Annotated in this window: 18 protein-coding genes; 9 read left to right on the forward strand and 9 right to left on the reverse strand. The window is 71.6% G+C overall.

Going from position 1 to position 16,188, the window contains the following annotated elements; all coding sequences use genetic code 11:
- Positions 1 to 34: 34 nt before the first annotated feature.
- The 3 genes from gatC to ACQE3L_RS01705 all read left to right on the forward strand — a co-directional run bounded on the left by gatC (position 35) and on the right by ACQE3L_RS01705 (position 2,144).
- Positions 35 to 361, forward strand: a complete 327-nt coding sequence (gene gatC, locus ACQE3L_RS01695) for an Asp-tRNA(Asn)/Glu-tRNA(Gln) amidotransferase subunit GatC (RefSeq protein WP_426962067.1) — start codon at positions 35 to 37, stop codon at positions 359 to 361.
- The gene (gatA, locus tag ACQE3L_RS01700) at positions 362 to 1,636 is read left to right on the forward strand and encodes an Asp-tRNA(Asn)/Glu-tRNA(Gln) amidotransferase subunit GatA (protein ID WP_426962068.1); all 1,275 of its coding nucleotides are present in this window, start codon (positions 362 to 364) and stop codon (positions 1,634 to 1,636) included. It begins immediately after the preceding gene.
- A 100-nt stretch (positions 1,637 to 1,736) separates the two neighbouring features.
- Positions 1,737 to 2,144 (forward strand): DUF7522 family protein, encoded by a 408-nt coding sequence (locus ACQE3L_RS01705; protein WP_426962069.1) that lies wholly within the window; start codon positions 1,737 to 1,739, stop codon positions 2,142 to 2,144.
- Positions 2,145 to 2,181: 37 nt separating this feature from the next.
- Here the strand turns inward: ACQE3L_RS01705 and ACQE3L_RS01710 are convergent, their stop codons facing one another.
- Positions 2,182 to 3,600: a GTPase gene (locus ACQE3L_RS01710; RefSeq protein ID WP_426962070.1), complete on the reverse strand. Its 1,419-nt coding sequence runs from the start codon at positions 3,598 to 3,600 to the stop codon at positions 2,182 to 2,184.
- Positions 3,601 to 3,734: 134 nt separating this feature from the next.
- Between ACQE3L_RS01710 and ACQE3L_RS01715 the strand changes: the two genes are divergently transcribed.
- Positions 3,735 to 4,517 carry a ZIP family metal transporter gene (locus tag ACQE3L_RS01715; RefSeq protein ID WP_426962071.1) on the forward strand — a complete coding sequence of 261 codons (783 nt, stop codon included), beginning with the start codon at positions 3,735 to 3,737 and terminating at the stop codon, positions 4,515 to 4,517.
- A gap of 216 nt (positions 4,518 to 4,733) precedes the next feature.
- On the opposite strand, the gene ACQE3L_RS01720 is transcribed toward ACQE3L_RS01715, so the two are convergent.
- The gene (locus ACQE3L_RS01720; RefSeq protein WP_426962072.1) at positions 4,734 to 5,018 is read right to left on the reverse strand and encodes a transcriptional regulator; all 285 of its coding nucleotides are present in this window, start codon (positions 5,016 to 5,018) and stop codon (positions 4,734 to 4,736) included.
- A gap of 177 nt (positions 5,019 to 5,195) precedes the next feature.
- On the opposite strand from ACQE3L_RS01720, the gene ACQE3L_RS01725 reads away from it, so the two are divergent.
- Positions 5,196 to 6,164 (forward strand): nucleotidyltransferase family protein, encoded by a 969-nt coding sequence (locus ACQE3L_RS01725; RefSeq protein WP_426962073.1) that lies wholly within the window; start codon positions 5,196 to 5,198, stop codon positions 6,162 to 6,164.
- A gap of 44 nt (positions 6,165 to 6,208) precedes the next feature.
- Here the strand turns inward: ACQE3L_RS01725 and ACQE3L_RS01730 are convergent, their stop codons facing one another.
- From ACQE3L_RS01730 to ACQE3L_RS01750, 5 genes are all read right to left on the reverse strand, one after another.
- A complete protein-coding gene (locus ACQE3L_RS01730; protein WP_426962074.1) occupies positions 6,209 to 6,931 on the reverse strand; it encodes a diphthine--ammonia ligase in 723 nt (240 codons plus the stop codon).
- Between the two features lie 89 nt (positions 6,932 to 7,020).
- Positions 7,021 to 7,590 (reverse strand): DUF7110 family protein, encoded by a 570-nt coding sequence (locus ACQE3L_RS01735; RefSeq protein WP_058365290.1) that lies wholly within the window; start codon positions 7,588 to 7,590, stop codon positions 7,021 to 7,023.
- A 211-nt stretch (positions 7,591 to 7,801) separates the two neighbouring features.
- Positions 7,802 to 8,146, reverse strand: a complete 345-nt coding sequence (locus ACQE3L_RS01740; protein WP_426962075.1) for a glutaredoxin family protein — start codon at positions 8,144 to 8,146, stop codon at positions 7,802 to 7,804.
- Positions 8,147 to 8,765: 619 nt separating this feature from the next.
- Positions 8,766 to 9,413, reverse strand: a complete 648-nt coding sequence (gene gfcR, locus ACQE3L_RS01745) for a transcriptional regulator GfcR (RefSeq protein WP_426962076.1) — start codon at positions 9,411 to 9,413, stop codon at positions 8,766 to 8,768.
- Entirely contained in the window at positions 9,400 to 10,470 is a 1,071-nt protein-coding gene (locus ACQE3L_RS01750) for a glucose 1-dehydrogenase (protein WP_426962077.1), read from the reverse strand. Before ACQE3L_RS01750 ends, gfcR begins: the two co-directional genes overlap by 14 nt.
- A 248-nt stretch (positions 10,471 to 10,718) precedes the next feature.
- On the opposite strand from ACQE3L_RS01750, the gene ACQE3L_RS01755 reads away from it, so the two are divergent.
- The 4 genes from ACQE3L_RS01755 to ACQE3L_RS01770 all read left to right on the forward strand — a co-directional run bounded on the left by ACQE3L_RS01755 (position 10,719) and on the right by ACQE3L_RS01770 (position 13,971).
- Positions 10,719 to 11,597 (forward strand): NRDE family protein, encoded by an 879-nt coding sequence (locus ACQE3L_RS01755; RefSeq protein WP_426962078.1) that lies wholly within the window; start codon positions 10,719 to 10,721, stop codon positions 11,595 to 11,597.
- 25 nt (positions 11,598 to 11,622) lie between these two features.
- Positions 11,623 to 11,976 carry a helix-turn-helix transcriptional regulator gene (locus ACQE3L_RS01760; RefSeq protein WP_426962079.1) on the forward strand — a complete coding sequence of 118 codons (354 nt, stop codon included), beginning with the start codon at positions 11,623 to 11,625 and terminating at the stop codon, positions 11,974 to 11,976.
- A gap of 88 nt (positions 11,977 to 12,064) precedes the next feature.
- The gene (locus ACQE3L_RS01765) at positions 12,065 to 12,415 is read left to right on the forward strand and encodes a VOC family protein (RefSeq protein ID WP_426962080.1); all 351 of its coding nucleotides are present in this window, start codon (positions 12,065 to 12,067) and stop codon (positions 12,413 to 12,415) included.
- Between the two features lie 83 nt (positions 12,416 to 12,498).
- Positions 12,499 to 13,971, forward strand: a complete 1,473-nt coding sequence (locus ACQE3L_RS01770; protein WP_426962081.1) for a sensor histidine kinase — start codon at positions 12,499 to 12,501, stop codon at positions 13,969 to 13,971.
- A 19-nt stretch (positions 13,972 to 13,990) separates the two neighbouring features.
- Here the strand turns inward: ACQE3L_RS01770 and ACQE3L_RS01775 are convergent, their stop codons facing one another.
- Entirely contained in the window at positions 13,991 to 15,625 is a 1,635-nt protein-coding gene (locus ACQE3L_RS01775) for a PH domain-containing protein (RefSeq protein WP_426962082.1), read from the reverse strand.
- Positions 15,622 to 16,092, reverse strand: coding sequence for a PH domain-containing protein (locus ACQE3L_RS01780; protein WP_426962106.1), 471 nt, complete (start codon positions 16,090 to 16,092; stop codon positions 15,622 to 15,624). The genes ACQE3L_RS01775 and ACQE3L_RS01780 overlap by 4 nt, the downstream gene beginning before the upstream one ends.
- Positions 16,093 to 16,188 lie beyond the last annotated feature (96 nt).

Here is a 16,188-nt window from a genome sequence, read left to right on the forward strand (position 1 = left end):
AAACCCTTACTCCCGGTCCGCGGCACCCTCCGGTATGAGCGATACGTCCGACGAGAGCGAGGGCGCGGCCGGCGACGGGGCGTCCGGCGCCGCGGCCGTCGACCCCGAGGAGGTCGAGCACGTCGCCGAGTTGGCGCGCGTCGACCTCGACGAGGCGGAGGTGGCGACGTTCGCCGAGCAGTTCGCCGACATCCTCGACCACTTCGAGGCGCTCGACGAGGTGCCCGAGACCGACCGCGAGGAGGAACTCGTGAACGTGATGCGCCCGGACGAGGTTCGCGAGGGGCTCACCCAGGAGGAGGCGCTGGCGAACGCGCCCGACTCCGAGGACGGTTTCTTCAAGGGACCGAAGGTGTCGTAGATGGCGGAGCTCAACGCGTTCATCACCGAGGAGACGATCGAGGGGGCCGACGACGGGCCGCTCGCGGGCACCACGGTCGCGGTGAAGGACAACATCTCCACCGAGGGCGTCCGCACCACCTGCGGTTCCGAGATGCTCGCCGACTACGTCCCGCCGTACGACGCGACGGTCGTCGAGCGCCTGACGGACGCGGGCGCCGAGATCGTCGGCAAGGCGAACATGGACGAGTTCGGGATGGGGACGACGACGGAGACCTCCGCGTTCGGCGCCACCCGGAACCCGGTCGACACCGACCGCGTGCCGGGCGGCTCCTCCGGCGGCTCCGCGGCGGCGGTCGCGGCCGGCGAGGCCGACCTCGCGCTCGGCTCCGACACCGGCGGTTCCGTGCGCTGTCCGGCGGCCTTCTGCGGCGTCGTCGGCATCAAGCCCACCTACGGGCTGGTCTCGCGGTACGGCCTGATCGCGTACGCCAACTCGCTCGAACAGATCGGCCCCATCGCGCCGACCGTGCGGGAGGCGGCCGAACTCCTCGACGTCATCGCCGGCCCGGACCCGAACGACGGGACGACGCGCGAGGAAGGCGCCGACTCCGACTACGCCGCGGCCGCCGACGGCGACGTCGAGGGGCTGACGGTCGGGATCCCGACGGAGCTGTTCGAGGGCGCCGACGAGGGCGTCGTCGAGACGGTCGAGGCGGCCGTCGCGGACCTCGAAGAGCAGGGCGCGGAGACCGTCGAGGTGTCGCTCCCCTCCGTCGAGCACGCGGTCGCGGCCTACTACGTCATCGCGACCTCGGAAGCCTCCTCCAACCTCGCGCGCTTCGACGGCGTGCGCTACGGCCACTCCGCGGACGCCGAGGGCAACTGGAACGACACGTTCGCTGCGACGCGCGAGGAGGGCTTCGGCGCGGAGGTCAAGCGTCGGATCCTTCTCGGCACGTACGCGCTCTCGGCGGGCTACCACGACAAGTACTACGAGAAGGCGCAGGACGCCCGCGCGTGGGTCCGACAGGACTTCGAGGACGCCTTCGAGGAGGTCGACGTGATCGCCTCGCCGACGATGCCGGTTCCCCCGTTCGAACTCGGCGAGGGGCTCGACGACCCCCTGAAGCTCTACCTCGCGGATGCCAACACGACCCCCGCGAACCTCGCGAACCTCCCCGCTATCTCCGTCCCCGCCGGCGAGTCGGACGAGCTCCCGGTCGGGCTCCAGCTCGTCGGGCCGAAGTTCGACGAGGAGACGATCATCCGGGCCGCGAGCGCGGTCGAGAACTGATCGGCCCGGTGTCGGAACCGACCGGGCGATGGGTGTTCACGCCCGCCCGGACATGTCGCTGGTGACCAAGTTTTACAGTCCCAACAGGAGGTCTGGGAGTATGGAGGAACTTGCGGAGCGCGTCCTCGAACGGATCAAGGAGGATATCGGCCACGAACCGTTGGTCGGCGTGAGTTACTTCACGGGCGAGGAGGTCGACCACGTCTACCAGAGCGAGTGGGCGAGGGAGACCTTCGAGCGCGAACAGGTGGACCAGATCGTTCGCGATCTCCAGCTCGAGGCGCTCGGCTACGGCGCCTACGAACGGACCCAGGAGTCGCAGCTACACGCGACCGTCCGGGTCTACGAGGAGATGCTCGACGTGGTCGTTCCGGTGAACGACCGCGAGGGGGTCGCGGTCGCGCTCGAGTTGGCCGACGGATACACCACGCGGGAGGTCGTCACCCTCGTCGAGGAGGCGATCGCGAAGTCACAGGCGGTCGAACGCGAACCCGTCTACCACGAATGAACCGCTGACTGGGGGGCGTCCCGGACCGGTCACCACGTCAGTTCAGCCCGAGCGTCTCCGCGCGCTCGGCGACGAACTCCTCGAAGGACCAGCCGACGGGCTCGAAGCGGTAGTCCACGTCTACGACGGGCGCGTCCACGTCCAGCACGCGCGAGACGTCGCAGGGGGTGCCGGCCAGCACGAGGTCCGCCTCGCAGGCCTCGATCGTCGCCTCCAACTCGGCGACCTGCGCGTCGGTGTACCCCATCGCGGGCAGCACGCGGTCGAGGTGGTCGTACTCGGCGAGCGTCTCCGCCACGGACCCGACCGCGGCCGGTTCGGGGTCGACGCGCTCGGCGGCCCCGTAGCGCCGCGCCGCGACGGTCGCGGCCCCGCGGGCGGCGTCGCCGTGGGTGACGGTCGGACCGTCTTCGATAGCGAGCACGCGTGCGCCCTCGATCCGGTCCGGGTCGGGGACGCTCACGACCGACTCCGCGCGGAGGACCGGGGCCTCCGCCGGCGCGACCTCGCGGACGTTCTCCTCGACGGTCGCGATCCCCTCCGGCTCGGCGGCCGCGAGCTTGGTGAGACAGACCGCGTCCGCGGCGCGGAGGTTCGCCTCGCCGGGATGGTAGCGACGCTCGTGGCCGGGGCGTGTGGGGTCGGCGAGCACGAGGTGGACGTCCGGCTCGGCGAACGGGAGTTCGTTGTTGCCGCCGTCCCAGACCACCACGTCCGCCTCCGCGGCGGCGTTCGCGAGGACCGCCTCGTAGTCGACGCCGGCGTGGACCGGGTGTCCCGCCTCGACGTGCCAGGCGTACTCCTCGCGCTCCTCCAGCGTGAGGTCGGCGTCGTCGAGGTCCGCGGGCGTGGCGAACCGCTCCGCGCGCTTCTCGATCAGGTCGCCGTACGGCATCGGCTCGCGGACGACGGCCACGTCCGCGCCGCGCGCGTCGAGCGCGTCCGCGAGCCCCCGGGCGACGGAGGACTTTCCGCAGCCCGTCCTGACCGCGTCCACCGCGAGGACGGGGGTGTCGAGGGCGACCTGCATCGTCTCCGGGCCGAGCAGTTCGAAGTCCGCGCCGGCCGCGAGCGCGCGGGAGGCGGCGTGCATCACCGCCTCGTGGCTCACGTCGGAGTAGGAGAAGACGACGCGGTCCGCGCCGGCGTCCGGGACCGCGGGGTGGGTGCCGGTCACGACCGCCTCCAGTTCCGCCTCCGGGACGATCGGAACCCCCTCGTCGTAGCCGGGCCCCGCGAGTTCGGGCGGGTAGCGCGGGCGGTCGGCAGCCTCGCCGTCCTCCGTCTCCTCGCTACCGCCCTCCGCCTCCTCGCCGCCCTCCGCCTCCCCGAGGTTCTGGCCGGGCGCGCGCGTGACCGCGACGACGCGCTCCGCGGGCGTGGCGCCGCGGAAGCGGACGTTGAAGTCGTGGAAGTCGCGCCCCGCGGCGCCCATGATCGCGACGCGTTCGGTCATGGTCGAGCGGTCGGCGGCCGGCGACATAATCGGTGGGGCCGCGGTCGCCGAGCGACCTGCCGCTCGACCGCGCTCCGCCTCGCGCCGCGTCGCCGGGACGGGAGTATTTATGACCGCTCGCCGAAGCCGACCGCATGAACCACTTCTGGACGATGCTGTGGGTGACGACGGTCGCGGGGGCGGCCACGGGACTCGGCGCACTCCCCGTGTTCGTGCGCTCGCGGGTGAGCCACCGCACCTACGACGCCTCGCTCGGCCTCGCGGCGGGGATCATGATCGCCGCCAGCGTCTTCGGGCTGATCCTCCCGGGAACGGAGGAGGGCGGGCTGCGGCCGGTGCTGGTCGGCGTCTTCCTCGGCGGCTTCGTCCTCCTGGGCGGCAACCGGGTCATCCCGCACATCCACGCGCGGTACCGCGGGTGGCGGCGCGAGGGCGGCGCGCCCCCGGACGACCCCGAGAAGCTCTCGACCGTCCGCCGCGCCCTGCTGATCGGCGGGGCGATAACCCTCCACAACGCGCCGGAGGGGCTCGCGGTCGGCGTCGCGTTCGCGTCCGGGCTGGAGTCGGTCGCGCTGCTTCTGGCCGTCGTCATCGGCCTCCAGAACGTCCCCGACGGCTTCGCGTTCGCGCTCCCGATGGGCGACGCGGGGCTGTCGAACCCCCGGGTCCTCCTGTACACGACGCTGTCGGGGCTCGTGCCGCAGGTGCTCGCCTCGATCTTCGGCTTCGGGCTGGTCTCGGTCGCCACCGGCGTCTTCCCCGTCGCGGCCGGGTTCGCCGCGGGCGCGATGATGGCCGTGGTCTTCCGCGAGATGATCCCGTCCTCGCACGGGCACGGGCACGCCGACGCCGCGACCGCCGCGTTCCTCGTCGGCTTCGCGCTGCTGATCGTCGTCGACGCGGTGCTGGCCGTCTGACGGTGAGCTGCCGACCGGCCGAACGAGCGGGCACGGCCGTCGTGGTGCCGTGCTGTCGGCGCGCGCCGCGGCGGAGTGGGACCGAGAGACGCAGCCGGCTGGTCCGGCCGGGGCTTCCCGGGTGGTGCTGACCCGATCGGTAAGCTTCGCGGTCGGGGCGGAGGCACCGCCGTTCGACTGACCCGCTCTAAACGCCGAGACCGCGCCGCAGCATCGCTACGCTTCGTCGACCAGGAACTCGGGCTCGGCGATGCGCTCGGACTTGCACTCGGGGCACCGCGAGGGCTCGTTCACGGGGTCGTCGAAGCCGTCGAAGCCGCAGTCGCGGCACGCGGGCGGGGCGACGAGGAACTGCTCGTCCTCGCCCACCGACTGCGCGACGTGGTCGAGGTGGTCGTAGACGACCGGCGTCGGCAGCTCGAGCGCGGCCGCGAGGTCGCTCGCGGTTGCGGGCCCCTCGCGCAGACGGTCCGCGATGCGCTGGCGGGTGGTCGGCTCCATGCCGGCCGTTGGCCGGCCGGCGAGAAAAGCCCCGCGGCGGCAGGGCACCGAAACGCGCTCGCGTTCCCCTCTCGGCCGGCAGCACTCCGCTATCGGTCGTGCGCGGCCCCCGTCCGGTTCCGGATTTCGGTCGGCCTAAGTCACAAAAACCATAACCGCGGACCGGAAGATGCACTCATGAAAGCGGTAGTGCTTGCGGGTGGGTACGCGACGCGCCTCTGGCCGATCACGAAGGACCGGCCGAAGATGTTCCTCCCCGTCGGCGACCGGACGGTGATCGACGAGATCTTCGCCGACCTGGAGGCGGACGACCGGATCAGCGACGTGTTCGTCTCCACGAACGAGCGGTTCGCGGAGGACTTCGAGTCGTACCTCGCGGACAGCGAGTTCGAGAAGCCGAAGCTCTCCGTGGAGGACACCGAGGCCGAAGACGAGAAGTTCGGCGTCGTCGGCGCGCTCGCCCAGCTCGTGGAACGGGAGGGGATCGAGGAGGACCTCGTCGTCGTGGCGGGCGACAACCTGATCAGCTTCGACGTGGCCGAGTTCGTCGACTTCTTCGAAGCGAAGGGCACGGCCGCCATCGCGGCCTACGACGTGGGCTCACGGGAGAAGGCGAAGTCCTACGGGCTCGTCGAACTGGAGGGCGACCGCGTGGTCGACTTCCAGGAGAAGCCCGAGGACCCCAAGAGCACGCTCGTCTCCATCGCCTGCTACGCGTTCCCCGCCGACACCCTGCCGGACCTGCGGACGTACCTCGACGACGGCAACAACCCCGACGAGCCGGGCTGGTTCATCCAGTGGCTCCAGCGCCGCCAGCCGGTCCACGCGTTCACCTTCGACGGCGCGTGGTTCGACATCGGGACGCCCGAGAGCTACCTCGACGCGGTCGCGTGGACCCTCGACGGGGAGACGCGCGTCGCGGAGTCCGCGACCGTCGAGAACGCGACGCTCGGCGAGAACGTTCACGTCATGGCCGACGCGACCGTCCGCGACGCCGCGGTCCACGACAGCGTCGTCTTCCCCGAGGTCACCATCGAGGAGGCGGAGGTCCGCCACACGATCATCGACCGCGGCACCCACCTCAAGGGGCTCGACCTCTCGGGCGCGCTCATCGGCGCGCACACGAAGATCACGAACGGCGAGTAGGCGTCGGATGCCGTTCGCGCGGGCGCCGCTCCACCGCGGTCCGGCTACTCCAGCCGCGCGTCCGTCACGCGGATGTGCCCGCGGTCGCCCTCCCACACCGTCTCGTACTCCAGGTCGACCCGGCGGTCCATGTGCGGGCCGTCGACGACGAACGTCTCGAACTCGCCGCCCTCCCCGAGCAGGTGGACGCCGTACTCCTCGTTGAGCTCGCGGAGGTCCGCGAGCGCCTCCCGGTCGAGCGGGCGGCCGAGCCACGACTCGTCGAGGCCGTACGCCGCCACCTGGACGATCAGGATCTCGAAGCCGGCGTCGAGCATCGCGGTCGCCAGTTCCTCGGGGTCCTCCTGCCACAGCGGCGCGAACAGGTCGATCCCGAGCCGGTCGCACATCGCCTCGATCCGGCTGGTCTGGAACTCGCTCTCGACCGCGCCCGCGGTGACGCCCGCGAGGTCGACGCTCTCCTCGGCCGCGATCTCCCGGAGCGCCGCCTCCATCGGCTCGAGTTCCGCGTCGCCGCGCTCGCCCGCGGCCGCGTCCCCCGCCGGGCCCGTCTCGAAGTCCTCGGGTTCGACGGAGACGAGGTCGATCCCGACGCTCTCCGCGACGAGTTCGGTGAGGTGCGTCGCGGGCGTGTGGTACATGTAGGAGTCGCCGGCGGGGTGGACGGTGAGCAGGCGCGTCACGTCCAGCCCCTCCGCGAGTGCGCGGTACAGCGCCCACGAGGAGTCCTTGCCGCCGGAGAAGAGGCTGACCCAGTCGTCGCTCATGGCGAGTGAGAGCGGGGCTGCGGGTAAATCGGCAGCGGTCCGCGGGCGTCACGGTGAGACGAGCAGCTACCTCGGGCGCGTCCGGCGCCTCAGTCGCTGATGAACTTGTTGTCGCGCCAGTTGACGCCGCCCTCGCCGTCGCCGTTGCCCTTCGGGCTCTCGACGACCTCGACGGTCGCGGGGCGCTCCTCGCCCTCGACGATGCGGGTCGCCTGCAGCTCCTCGCCCTCCTCGGTGATGGCGGTGAGCGTGCCCTTCTCGGCCTGGAGCGCGATGTCGCGGAGGACGAGGAACATCGGGTACTGGAGCGCCGAGTTCTGGAGGACGGTCTCGCGGTCGCCCTTGAAGCAGGCGAACTCGACGAGCTCCGAGGGGATCTCCTCCTCCTCGTCGTCCATCCACTGGGGGCCGCCGGCGCGCGGCGGTTCCTCCTCGTAGACGCGCGTCTCGCTGACGGAGGCCTTCAGCTGTGCGGTCGGCGTGTACTTGCTGATGTTCTCGTCCGAGGAAACGGCCTTGATGATGAGTGTGTTGTTGCGACGCGTGATGTCCACGTCGTCGATCTCCGTCGGGAGGTCGGGGTCGTTCTCGAAGTACTCTTCTACGTCTTCGAGGGGCAGTTCGAGCGTCGAGTGAAGTCGGAACACGCGGCCTGACATGGTTGAATGGGGTTCTGGTGGTTGGCGGACGCGGCGAGGGAGCAACCGTACCTACCGCATGTTGGGTACCGAGCCTTATAGGGGCTGCCCTTTCCGCGGCGCCGGTGCGGCGAGACGAGGGGCCTCACGCGCGCTGTCGGTCGCTCCTGGGGGTTTCGGAGTCGTCCGGTCGGGTCCCGGTCGGGTCCCGGTCGCGGTCGGAGCCGCGGGGCTACTCGGCGTTCAGCGACGCCGCGAGCTCGCCGCGCTCGTCGAGCTCCGCGAGCACGTCGCTCCCGCCGACGAACTCGCCGTCGACGTACGTCTGCGGGATCGTCTCCCAGTCGCTGTGCTCGGCGAGCGCCTCGCGGTACTGGTCGAGCGCGGGGAGCACGTCGACCGTCTCGAACTCGGAGACGTGCTGGCCGATCAGCTCCAGCGCGCGCTTCGAGTAGCCGCACTGGGGCATCAGCCGGTTGCCCTTCATGAACAGGACCACGTCGTTGTCCGCGATGGCCTCGTCGACGCGCTGCTGGATCTCCTCGGCGTCGGACTCGGATTCGGGCGTGAACGTCATGTCCCCTCGTACGCGGCGCGGGGGAAAAGGGGTTGCGCTGTCGGCGACCGTCGGGTCGACCGTCCGCGAGGCGGTGGCGTGACCGCGGCGATGGTGTGACCGTGGCGGTGGCGCGCGCGTTTCTCGCGCGCGAGGGAGGCCGCGGGGCGGGCGCGATGCGGTGCAGTCCCGCGCCCGCCCCGCGGCCGAGGCTGGGGAGGTGCGAGGCTGCGGCGCTGTGCGGTGCGGGGCGGGACTGAAAGGGGCAGCCGGCTCGATCCGGCCCCGGAACCGCAAGCACCGCAGCGGGCGGTGTCTCCGGCGTCGCCGTGAGCGCGGTGCGGAGCGAACGGCGGCTCGAAAATCTCCGATTTTCGGCGCGCTACTGCACGCTGGAGGCTCGCGAGACGCGGGTTGTCTCGCCAAGCGGAGAGCGAGGAGCGCAGCGCGTGTCGCGGCCGGTCGAGCCGGCTGGGGCTTTCTGGGTGGTGCTGTCCAGATCGGCAGGATCGACAACAGACACAGAAAACGCGCCGTACAGAGAGCCGGCCGGAGCGCTCAAACCGGGAGACACCCGCACGATCGGAGCGCGTCTGTCACTACCTCCCGTAAAAAACCCGAGAACCTCCGGGAAACTGCTTCAGTCCTCGCGGTCGACGCGCACCACGTCCACCAGCGAGTAGATGGGGACGCCCTCGATCTCCTCGTTGCCCTGCTTGTCCGCCAGCACGCAGCAGCCGACCGGCTCGCCGCCCTGCTCGCGGATCGCCTCGATGGTCTCGGCCATCGTGGTGCCGGAGGTGACGATGTCGTCGACGACGTAGCACTCGCGGCCGCGGATCCCCGCGAAGTTGCGCGAGAAGCCGCCGCCGTGCTCGGCGATGTCGCCCTCCTCCCACTGGTGCTTGGCGGGCGCGTAGGTGCCCATGTCCGTGTCGAGCGCGCGCGCGACGACCGTCGCCAGCGGGACGCCCGCCTTCTCGATGCCGATGGTGAGGTCGACCTCCTCGCCCTCCTTCGAGAGCAGGTCCGCCATCGCCTTGCCCGCGTAGCTGAGCCGCGCCGAGTCGCGCCCGATGGCGCTCCAGTCGACGTGGATGTCCGAGCTCGTGGTCGCGGCGGGCTCCTCCTGCACGTCGGCTGCCGACTCCTCGCCCGCGCCGGCGCGCTCGACGAGCCAGCTCGCCGTCTCCCGCGAGACGTTCAGCTCGTCGGCGATCTCCCCCTTCGAGAGGCCGCGCTCGGCCAGCTCCGCGGCGCTGTCGATCAGGTCGTCAACGTTCTTCATAGCTGGCGAATTCGACGGCCGTTTTAATAGTCGTGTCGTCATCCGCGAACGCGGCCTCGAACTCGTCCAGCCCGTGGACGCCGGTGACCAGGTCCTCGAGGAACGACCCCTCCATCGCGGCCAGCGAGTCGGCCGCGGCCTCGAAGTGCCCCACGCCGGAGTTGACGCTCCCGACGAGCGCCTTGTTGTGGAGGACGAACTCGCGGTGGAGCGCGCCCCCGTCGACCTCGAACTCCCAGTCGCTCGGGACGCCGAGCAGCGCGCCGACGCCGTTCGGGGCGAGCGCCTCGATCGTCTCGAAGGCGTGCGGCGCGTAGCCGGTCGCCTCGTAGACGAAGTCCGGCGCCTCGTGGACCTCCGGGACCTCCGGGACCGCCGTCTCCTCGGAGTTGACGTAGGTCGCACCGAGCGACTCGATGATGTCGATGGTGGGGTCCGGCCGGTACCGGCGGCCGAGACAGTAGAGCCGGTCGAACCGGTCGTCGAGCATCGCGACCGTCAACAGCCCGAGTGAGCCGTTGCCGAGCACCAGCGCGCTCTCGGGGTCCCACTCGAACGCCGACCGCGAGGCGAACGCGTGCTCGACCGCCTTCTCGGTGATCGATATCGGCTCCACCAGAAAGCCCCACTCCGCGAGTTCGGGCGGAATCTCGACGAGGCACTCCGCGGGGCTGGTGAAGTACTCGGCCATGAAGCCGTGGTCGCCGACGATGCCGCGCTCGTGGTACTGGCCCGCCGGGGCCATGTCCGGTTCGCCGCGCGCGAAGAACTCGTTGCCCCCGTTCGGCGCCCGCCGGACGGTCGGGACGACCACGTCGCCCTCCTCGAGGTCGGTGCCGTTCGGGTCCGCCACGACGCCGACCGCCTCGTGGCCCAACACGAGGTGGTCCTCGCCGTCGGGGAACCCGCCGTGGGTCCCCGCGATGACTTCGTGGTCGGTCCCGTCGACGCCCACCCGGAGCGTCCGCACGAGCGCCTCCCCGGCGGCCGGTTCCGGCCGCGGCTTCTCGATCAGGACGGGATCGCCCCCGCCCTCGGTGACCGCGATTGCGTGCATACGATGACCGAGGATCCGGGCCACCAAAAGATTTATTCTATTTTGAGTAATTTCTCTCCCCGTCGGCGGACGCGGGTTCGGCGCGGGTCCAGTCCCCACGCCGACAGCCATCACCGTCGCGACGCACCGTCGAGACGTCCGACCCGCCTCCGCCGTCACCCTGTTGTCGCGCGGTCGCCACCGCCCCGCGAGGAGCGGCACCGCGACGAGCGGCGGGCTTTTTGTTCGCGCCGCGCGCAGCCGTGGTCGTGTGCACGCTCGCGCTCGCATGGCGGACGTTCGAGGGGACGCCGGTCGCCGCCGCCGCGAACCGCGACGAGGGGCTCGGCCGTCCCTCGGAACCGCCGGCGCTGTGGGAGGTCGGCGCCGCCGGCGGGGAAGCCGACGGCGCGGTCGGCGACGGCGCCACGACCGACGACGGGACTACGACCGACGACGGCACCGCGACGTTCCTCGCGCCGCGCGATGCGGAGGCCGGCGGGACGTGGGTCGGGCTCAACGAATACGGCTGCTACGCCACCGTCACCAACCGATGGCTGGACGAGTCGCCGCCCGCCGAGCGGTCGCGCGGGCTCCTCGTGCGCGACTGTCTGCGCGCGCCGACCGCGGAGGCGGCGGTCCGCCGCGTGGAGCGGGAGCTCCGCGAGCGTTCCTACGACGGGTTCAATCTCGCGATCGCGGACGCCCGCGCGGCGTTCGTCGTCTCGTGGAGCGGCCGGCTCTCCATCGAGCGGCTCGACCCCGGCGTCCACGTGCTGACGAACGTCGGCGGACTGCTCAACGGCCGCGGGCGCTTCGCGGTCCCCGAGCGCCGCCGCGAGGCGGGCGAGGAGCAGGTCGAACGCGTCGGCCGACTCGCCGACCGGCTGGGCGTCGAGCCGGGTGACGTCGCGGACGCCTGGCTCGACCGCGCGGGCGCGGCCATGGCCGATCACGAGGTGGGCGTCTGCGTCCACGGCGACGGCTACGGGACGCGGTCCAGCACGCTCGTCGGGACCGGCCCGGCCCCCCGGTTCGCGTTCGCGGACGGGCCGCCCTGCGAGACGGCCTACGCCGACGTGTCCGTTCCCGACGGCTGGCCGCGGACCCCACCCCGGGAGGACGGTCGTCCGGAAGGTCAGGTTTAAGCGAATCGCGGGCGCCAACACACACATGAGCGTGTCCGAACTGGAGGCCGACCTCTCGGATGACGAGCACGCGGGGCTCGAACTCATCCGCGAGACGGGCGGCATCCACCAGAGCGACTTCTGGAAGGAGCTGGACGTCTCCTCCCGGAAGGGGAGCCGCATCGCGGAAGCGCTGGAGGAGTCCGGCCTCATCAAGCGCGAGGATACCGTCTACGACGGCCACAACACCTTCTACCTCGAGCCGGCCGCCCGCGACCTGGACTTCTCGCTGCTGATGGCCGGCGACATGCTCTCGCCGTTCATCGGCGAGGAGGAGGTCGACCCGCAGTCCGACGCCTTCTCGCAGTGGCTGATGAACCTCGCTTACGAGGAGTACTGACCCGCCGCGCCGGAAGCGGCGGTCTCGCCGCACCGACGGTTCTCCCTACGCCGGACGATTTTTGCATTCGGGGCGCGACCGGACCCGCATGTCGGGCATCGTCTTCTTCGCCACGGAGAACCACGACGCGGTCGTCGACTTCTACGTTGAAACGGTCGGCGCGGACGTGTGGCTCGAACAGCCGGACTGTACCGTCCTCAAGCACGGCAACCTGCTCGTCGGGTTCTGTGACCGCGACCGGACGGACGACGAGGGGACCGTGACGATCCTCGCGGACGACCGTGCGGGCGTCGACGCCTACCACGAGCGCGTCGGCGCGGCCGCGACCGAGCCGCCGCACGTCGAGGAGACGTACGACATCTACCGGTTCCTGGCGCGGGACCCGGACGGGCGCACGGTCGAGTTTCAGACCTTTCTGGACCCGGACGTCGCCGTCTGATGGGGGCGAACCGGGGGAACACCACGATACCGAGGGCTCGGGTCGGCCCGGGCGCTTAATGCCGTCGAGTCAGATCGTTGACCATGGTCGGCGCCGGTACTGGCGGCTCGCTCCGCCGCTACGCCGCGGGCGGGGCGGTGAGCGCCCTCGGACTCGCCGCGCTCGGGATCCCCCTGTACGACATCCTCGACGACACGACGAACCTCGGCTGGGGCGTGGCCGCCAGCGTCGCCGAAAACGCGGTCCTCATCGCGCTGGCGATGACGCTCGTCTTCGGCGGCGTTCGGCTGGTCCGACTCGACTGGGAGACCAGGCACGTCCGCTCGGTCGCGGAGCGGACGGCCGTCGGGACCGCCGCCGTCGCGGTGTTGATCGGCTGGGTGATCGTCAGCCAGCTCCGGGTGATGGGCGGGCTGAAGCCGTTCATCATCGCGCTCGACGCCGTGTTGATCGGGGCGGTGACCGTGTTCGCGCTCGCTTTCTACTCCGTCAAATCGAGCGTGCAGGCTCGAGACCTCGCCGTCGAGCGGGGGATCGCCGAGCGGCTCGCGACGCTCCACGATCACGCGGCCCGGCTGGGAGCCATCGAGGACCGCGAGGCGGCCGCCGAGGTGGCACTCGACGCCGTAAGGGAGACGGTTGCGCCGGAGGGCGTCCGGATCGCGGTTGACGACGCGGTGTTCGGCGATCGACCGGCCGCGTCCGCCGACGGCGGTACCGGGGACGGCGCGGACGCCGGTCCCGGGGTCGGGCGGTCGGTGCCGGTCGGCTGCAGGGGACGGATCGACCTGCTCGGCGAGTCGTTCGCCGAACACGAGGTCGAGACCGTCGAACTGCTCGCGGTCCATCTCGACAGGACCCTGACGCGGCTCGACGACGAGCGCGCGATCCGCGAGGAGCGCGAGCGGCTGGAGTTCATCAACCGGACGATCAGACACAACCTGCTCAACGACATGCAGGTCGTCTCGTCCAGGCTGGAGGTCGTCGACGAGGGGGACGAACCGTTCGAGCGGCACGCCGGCGTGATCCGGTCGCGGATCGACGGAATGGCCTCCTTCATCCACACGATGAAGGAGTACATGAACACGCTGCTGGAGGACGAACACGAGCTCCGCACCGTCCCGCTGACACCGCTGGTGCGCGAGCAGGTCGCCGACGCCCGCGACGGCCACCCCGAGGCGGAGATCGAGGTCGAGGAACTCCCGTCGGTGTCCGTCCGCGCCGACGACCTGCTCGAGCCGGTCGTCGAGAACCTGCTGACGAACGCGGTCGTCCACAGCGACCGGGAGACGCCGCACGTCGAGGTGGCGGCGGCCCACGACCGAGAGGGGGGAACGGTCACCCTGCACGTCCGCGACGACGGACCCGGCATCGACGACGAGCGCAAGGAGGCGGTCTTCGAGCGCGGGGAGCGTGGCCGCGACAGCGGCGGCACGGGGTTCGGACTCTACCTCGTCGGCGACGCGGTCGAGGCGTACGGCGGCGCGGTGGACATCAGGGACAACGAGCCGCGCGGGACCGTCGTCTCCGTGACGCTTCCGGTCGCGGAGGCGTAGGGCGGGGCCGCGGCGACGGTCAGCCTCCGCCGTCGGCCTCCCCGGACGGCCACTCGAACGCGTCCCGGTCGGCGTCGGCCGACCCGGCGGTTTCGGCCCCCGAGTCCGTCCCATCATCGACCGAACTCCCGACCGCGGACCGGTCCGGTTCGCGGCGTTCGATCAGCGCGCGACGGAGCCGGTCGGTCAACGCGCCGCGGAGCGCGTCCGCCTCGGCGGCTTCCACGTCGGGCGCCACCGCGTCGCCGCCGGTGAACGACCCGGTCCCCGCCGTGTCCGCGACGACCGTGGCGACGCCCCAGCGCCGCTGGAACAGCGTCCGGCTGTCGATGACGGTCTGGAGCCGGTAGTAGGGGACCACTCGCGTCTGCCGACGCCAGAACCCGGACCGCGTCAGCAGGTGGTCCTCGCCGAGCCAGTAGCCGCGGTGGACCCACTTGTAATGGGCGGCGACCGGGACGAGCGCGAGGAGCGCGAGCGGCGCGCCCCACGGCGCCGCGAGGTCGAGCGCGCGGTCGATCCCGTACGCGATCCCGGTCAGCGCGAGGACGGCCGCGGCGTACCGGACGGCGTACCGGACCCGGATCCGGCCCGGCGGGCGGGTGAAGTCGGGCTCCTCGAACGCCTCGACCTCGCGCGCGAGCTCGTACACGCGGTCGGTCTTCGCGAGCGGGACCGCCGCCTGGCTCCCGTAGTCCCCGCCCTGTCCCGGCGCGTAGCCGGCCGTCTCGATGGTGAGCGTCGCGTATCCGAACAGCCGCTTGAGGGGGTTGTCGGTCACGGCGATGCTCTGGACCTTCTCGGTCGGGATCGAGCCGGAGTAGCGCCGGAACAGCCCGCGCTCGTAGCGCAGCTCGTCGCCCGACCGCGTCAGCCGGAAGCCGTAGTAGTTCGTCACCGCGATCGCGGCGCCGAGAAGCCACGAGGCGAGAAGCAGCGCGCCCGCGAGGAACAGCCCGGTGACGGACAGAAGCACCGCGGACGTACTCGAGAGGAACCCGGACAGTACCGGCACCGACCCGGAGGCCAGAAACGCCACCAGCCCGAGCAGCCGGGGGTCGAACGAGAGCGCGCCCACGAGCGCCAGCTCGGACGGCGAGATGGCGAACAGCTCCGATTCCGCGGGCGCACCGGACGCGATGGCCGACTCGTCGGAATCCGCGCCCGCGCCCATCCCCTCGCTCGTGCTCGAACCCGCTCTCGCGGCCGGCTCGCCCGCCGCAGCGCCCGCCTTCCGACGCTGGATCTCCGACCGCAGGCGCTCCGCCTCCGCGGGCGTGACGTAGCGGATCGCCCCCTCGGTCGAGGAGCCGCCCGCCGTCTCGAGGTCCACCGCCGCCAGCCCGAGCAGCCGCTGGACGACGCCTCGGCTGATGTCGACGTTCTGGATCCGGCGGTAGGGGATCTCGCGGTCCCGCCGCGAGACGACGCCGGAGACCACGTCGAACGTGTCCTCGGTCAGCTCGTACTCGAACCGGCGGTAGTAGGCGACCTCGTACGCCAGCGCGACGAGGGCGGCCGCGACCGCCAGGAGCGGGGCGTAGTCGCCGAGCACCGTCCCCCCGCCTCCGGCGGAGATGAAAAACGCCGCAACGACCGCGCTCCCGGCCTTCTGGGCCGCGCGGTACGGGACCGACAGCGGCGCCAGCTTCACACCCCGTCCTCCCCCTCGGCGCCGATTGCGAGCCGCTTCAGGTCCTCCCGGAGGTCGTCGGCGCCGTCGGGGGGCAGGCCGGGGATCCGCACGTCGGCGCCGCGCGAGCCGGCGCTGTAGACGACGCAGGAGGCGAGCCCGACGACGCGCTCGAGCGGACCGCGCCGCGAGTCGACGTGCTGTATCCGGACGAACGGCACGACCGTCCGAACGCGCGTGAAGACGCCCCGCTCGAGGTAGATGGCGTCCTCCCGGAGCTCGAACCGCCAGTACCGATACCGAAGCAGGGCGTGTCCGCCCACGACGAGAAAGACGACGCCCGCGACGAGCGCGGGCGCCCACCCGGGAACCGCGACCGGAAGCGGAAGCACTCGGTCGAGCCCGAAGAGGATGCCGCCGACGACGGCGGCCAGCACCGCGGCCCGGAGGAGCCACACGACCCGGATCCGGGGGTGGAGCCGCCGCATCGTTCCGGTCGGAGTCGTCGTCTCGACGTCGACCCGCGGCTCCGTCGGCCCCGTCGGCTCCCCCGGGCCGTCCGCCCCGCCGCCGGAGGTAGCGCC

This window comes from Haloparvum alkalitolerans (genome assembly GCF_050122995.1).
Taxonomy (GTDB): Archaea; Halobacteriota; Halobacteria; order Halobacteriales; family Haloferacaceae; genus Haloparvum; species Haloparvum alkalitolerans.

Coding starts and splice junctions, on each gene's coding strand:
- gatA (WP_426962068.1), top strand. CDS start 362: ATGGCGGAGCTCAACGCGTTCATCACCGAGGAGACGATCGAGGGGGCC.
- ACQE3L_RS01765 (WP_426962080.1), top strand. CDS start 12,065: ATGTCGGGCATCGTCTTCTTCGCCACGGAGAACCACGACGCGGTCGTC.
- gatC (WP_426962067.1), top strand. CDS start 35: ATGAGCGATACGTCCGACGAGAGCGAGGGCGCGGCCGGCGACGGGGCG.
- ACQE3L_RS01780 (WP_426962106.1), bottom strand. CDS start 16,092: ATGCGGCGGCTCCACCCCCGGATCCGGGTCGTGTGGCTCCTCCGGGCC.
- ACQE3L_RS01730 (WP_426962074.1), bottom strand. CDS start 6,931: ATGAGCGACGACTGGGTCAGCCTCTTCTCCGGCGGCAAGGACTCCTCG.
- ACQE3L_RS01740 (WP_426962075.1), bottom strand. CDS start 8,146: ATGACGTTCACGCCCGAATCCGAGTCCGACGCCGAGGAGATCCAGCAG.
- ACQE3L_RS01715 (WP_426962071.1), top strand. CDS start 3,735: ATGAACCACTTCTGGACGATGCTGTGGGTGACGACGGTCGCGGGGGCG.
- ACQE3L_RS01750 (WP_426962077.1), bottom strand. CDS start 10,470: ATGCACGCAATCGCGGTCACCGAGGGCGGGGGCGATCCCGTCCTGATC.
- gfcR (WP_426962076.1), bottom strand. CDS start 9,413: ATGAAGAACGTTGACGACCTGATCGACAGCGCCGCGGAGCTGGCCGAG.
- ACQE3L_RS01710 (WP_426962070.1), bottom strand. CDS start 3,600: ATGACCGAACGCGTCGCGATCATGGGCGCCGCGGGGCGCGACTTCCAC.
- ACQE3L_RS01725 (WP_426962073.1), top strand. CDS start 5,196: ATGAAAGCGGTAGTGCTTGCGGGTGGGTACGCGACGCGCCTCTGGCCG.
- ACQE3L_RS01770 (WP_426962081.1), top strand. CDS start 12,499: ATGGTCGGCGCCGGTACTGGCGGCTCGCTCCGCCGCTACGCCGCGGGC.
- ACQE3L_RS01760 (WP_426962079.1), top strand. CDS start 11,623: ATGAGCGTGTCCGAACTGGAGGCCGACCTCTCGGATGACGAGCACGCG.
- ACQE3L_RS01720 (WP_426962072.1), bottom strand. CDS start 5,018: ATGGAGCCGACCACCCGCCAGCGCATCGCGGACCGTCTGCGCGAGGGG.
- ACQE3L_RS01705 (WP_426962069.1), top strand. CDS start 1,737: ATGGAGGAACTTGCGGAGCGCGTCCTCGAACGGATCAAGGAGGATATC.
- ACQE3L_RS01735 (WP_058365290.1), bottom strand. CDS start 7,590: ATGTCAGGCCGCGTGTTCCGACTTCACTCGACGCTCGAACTGCCCCTC.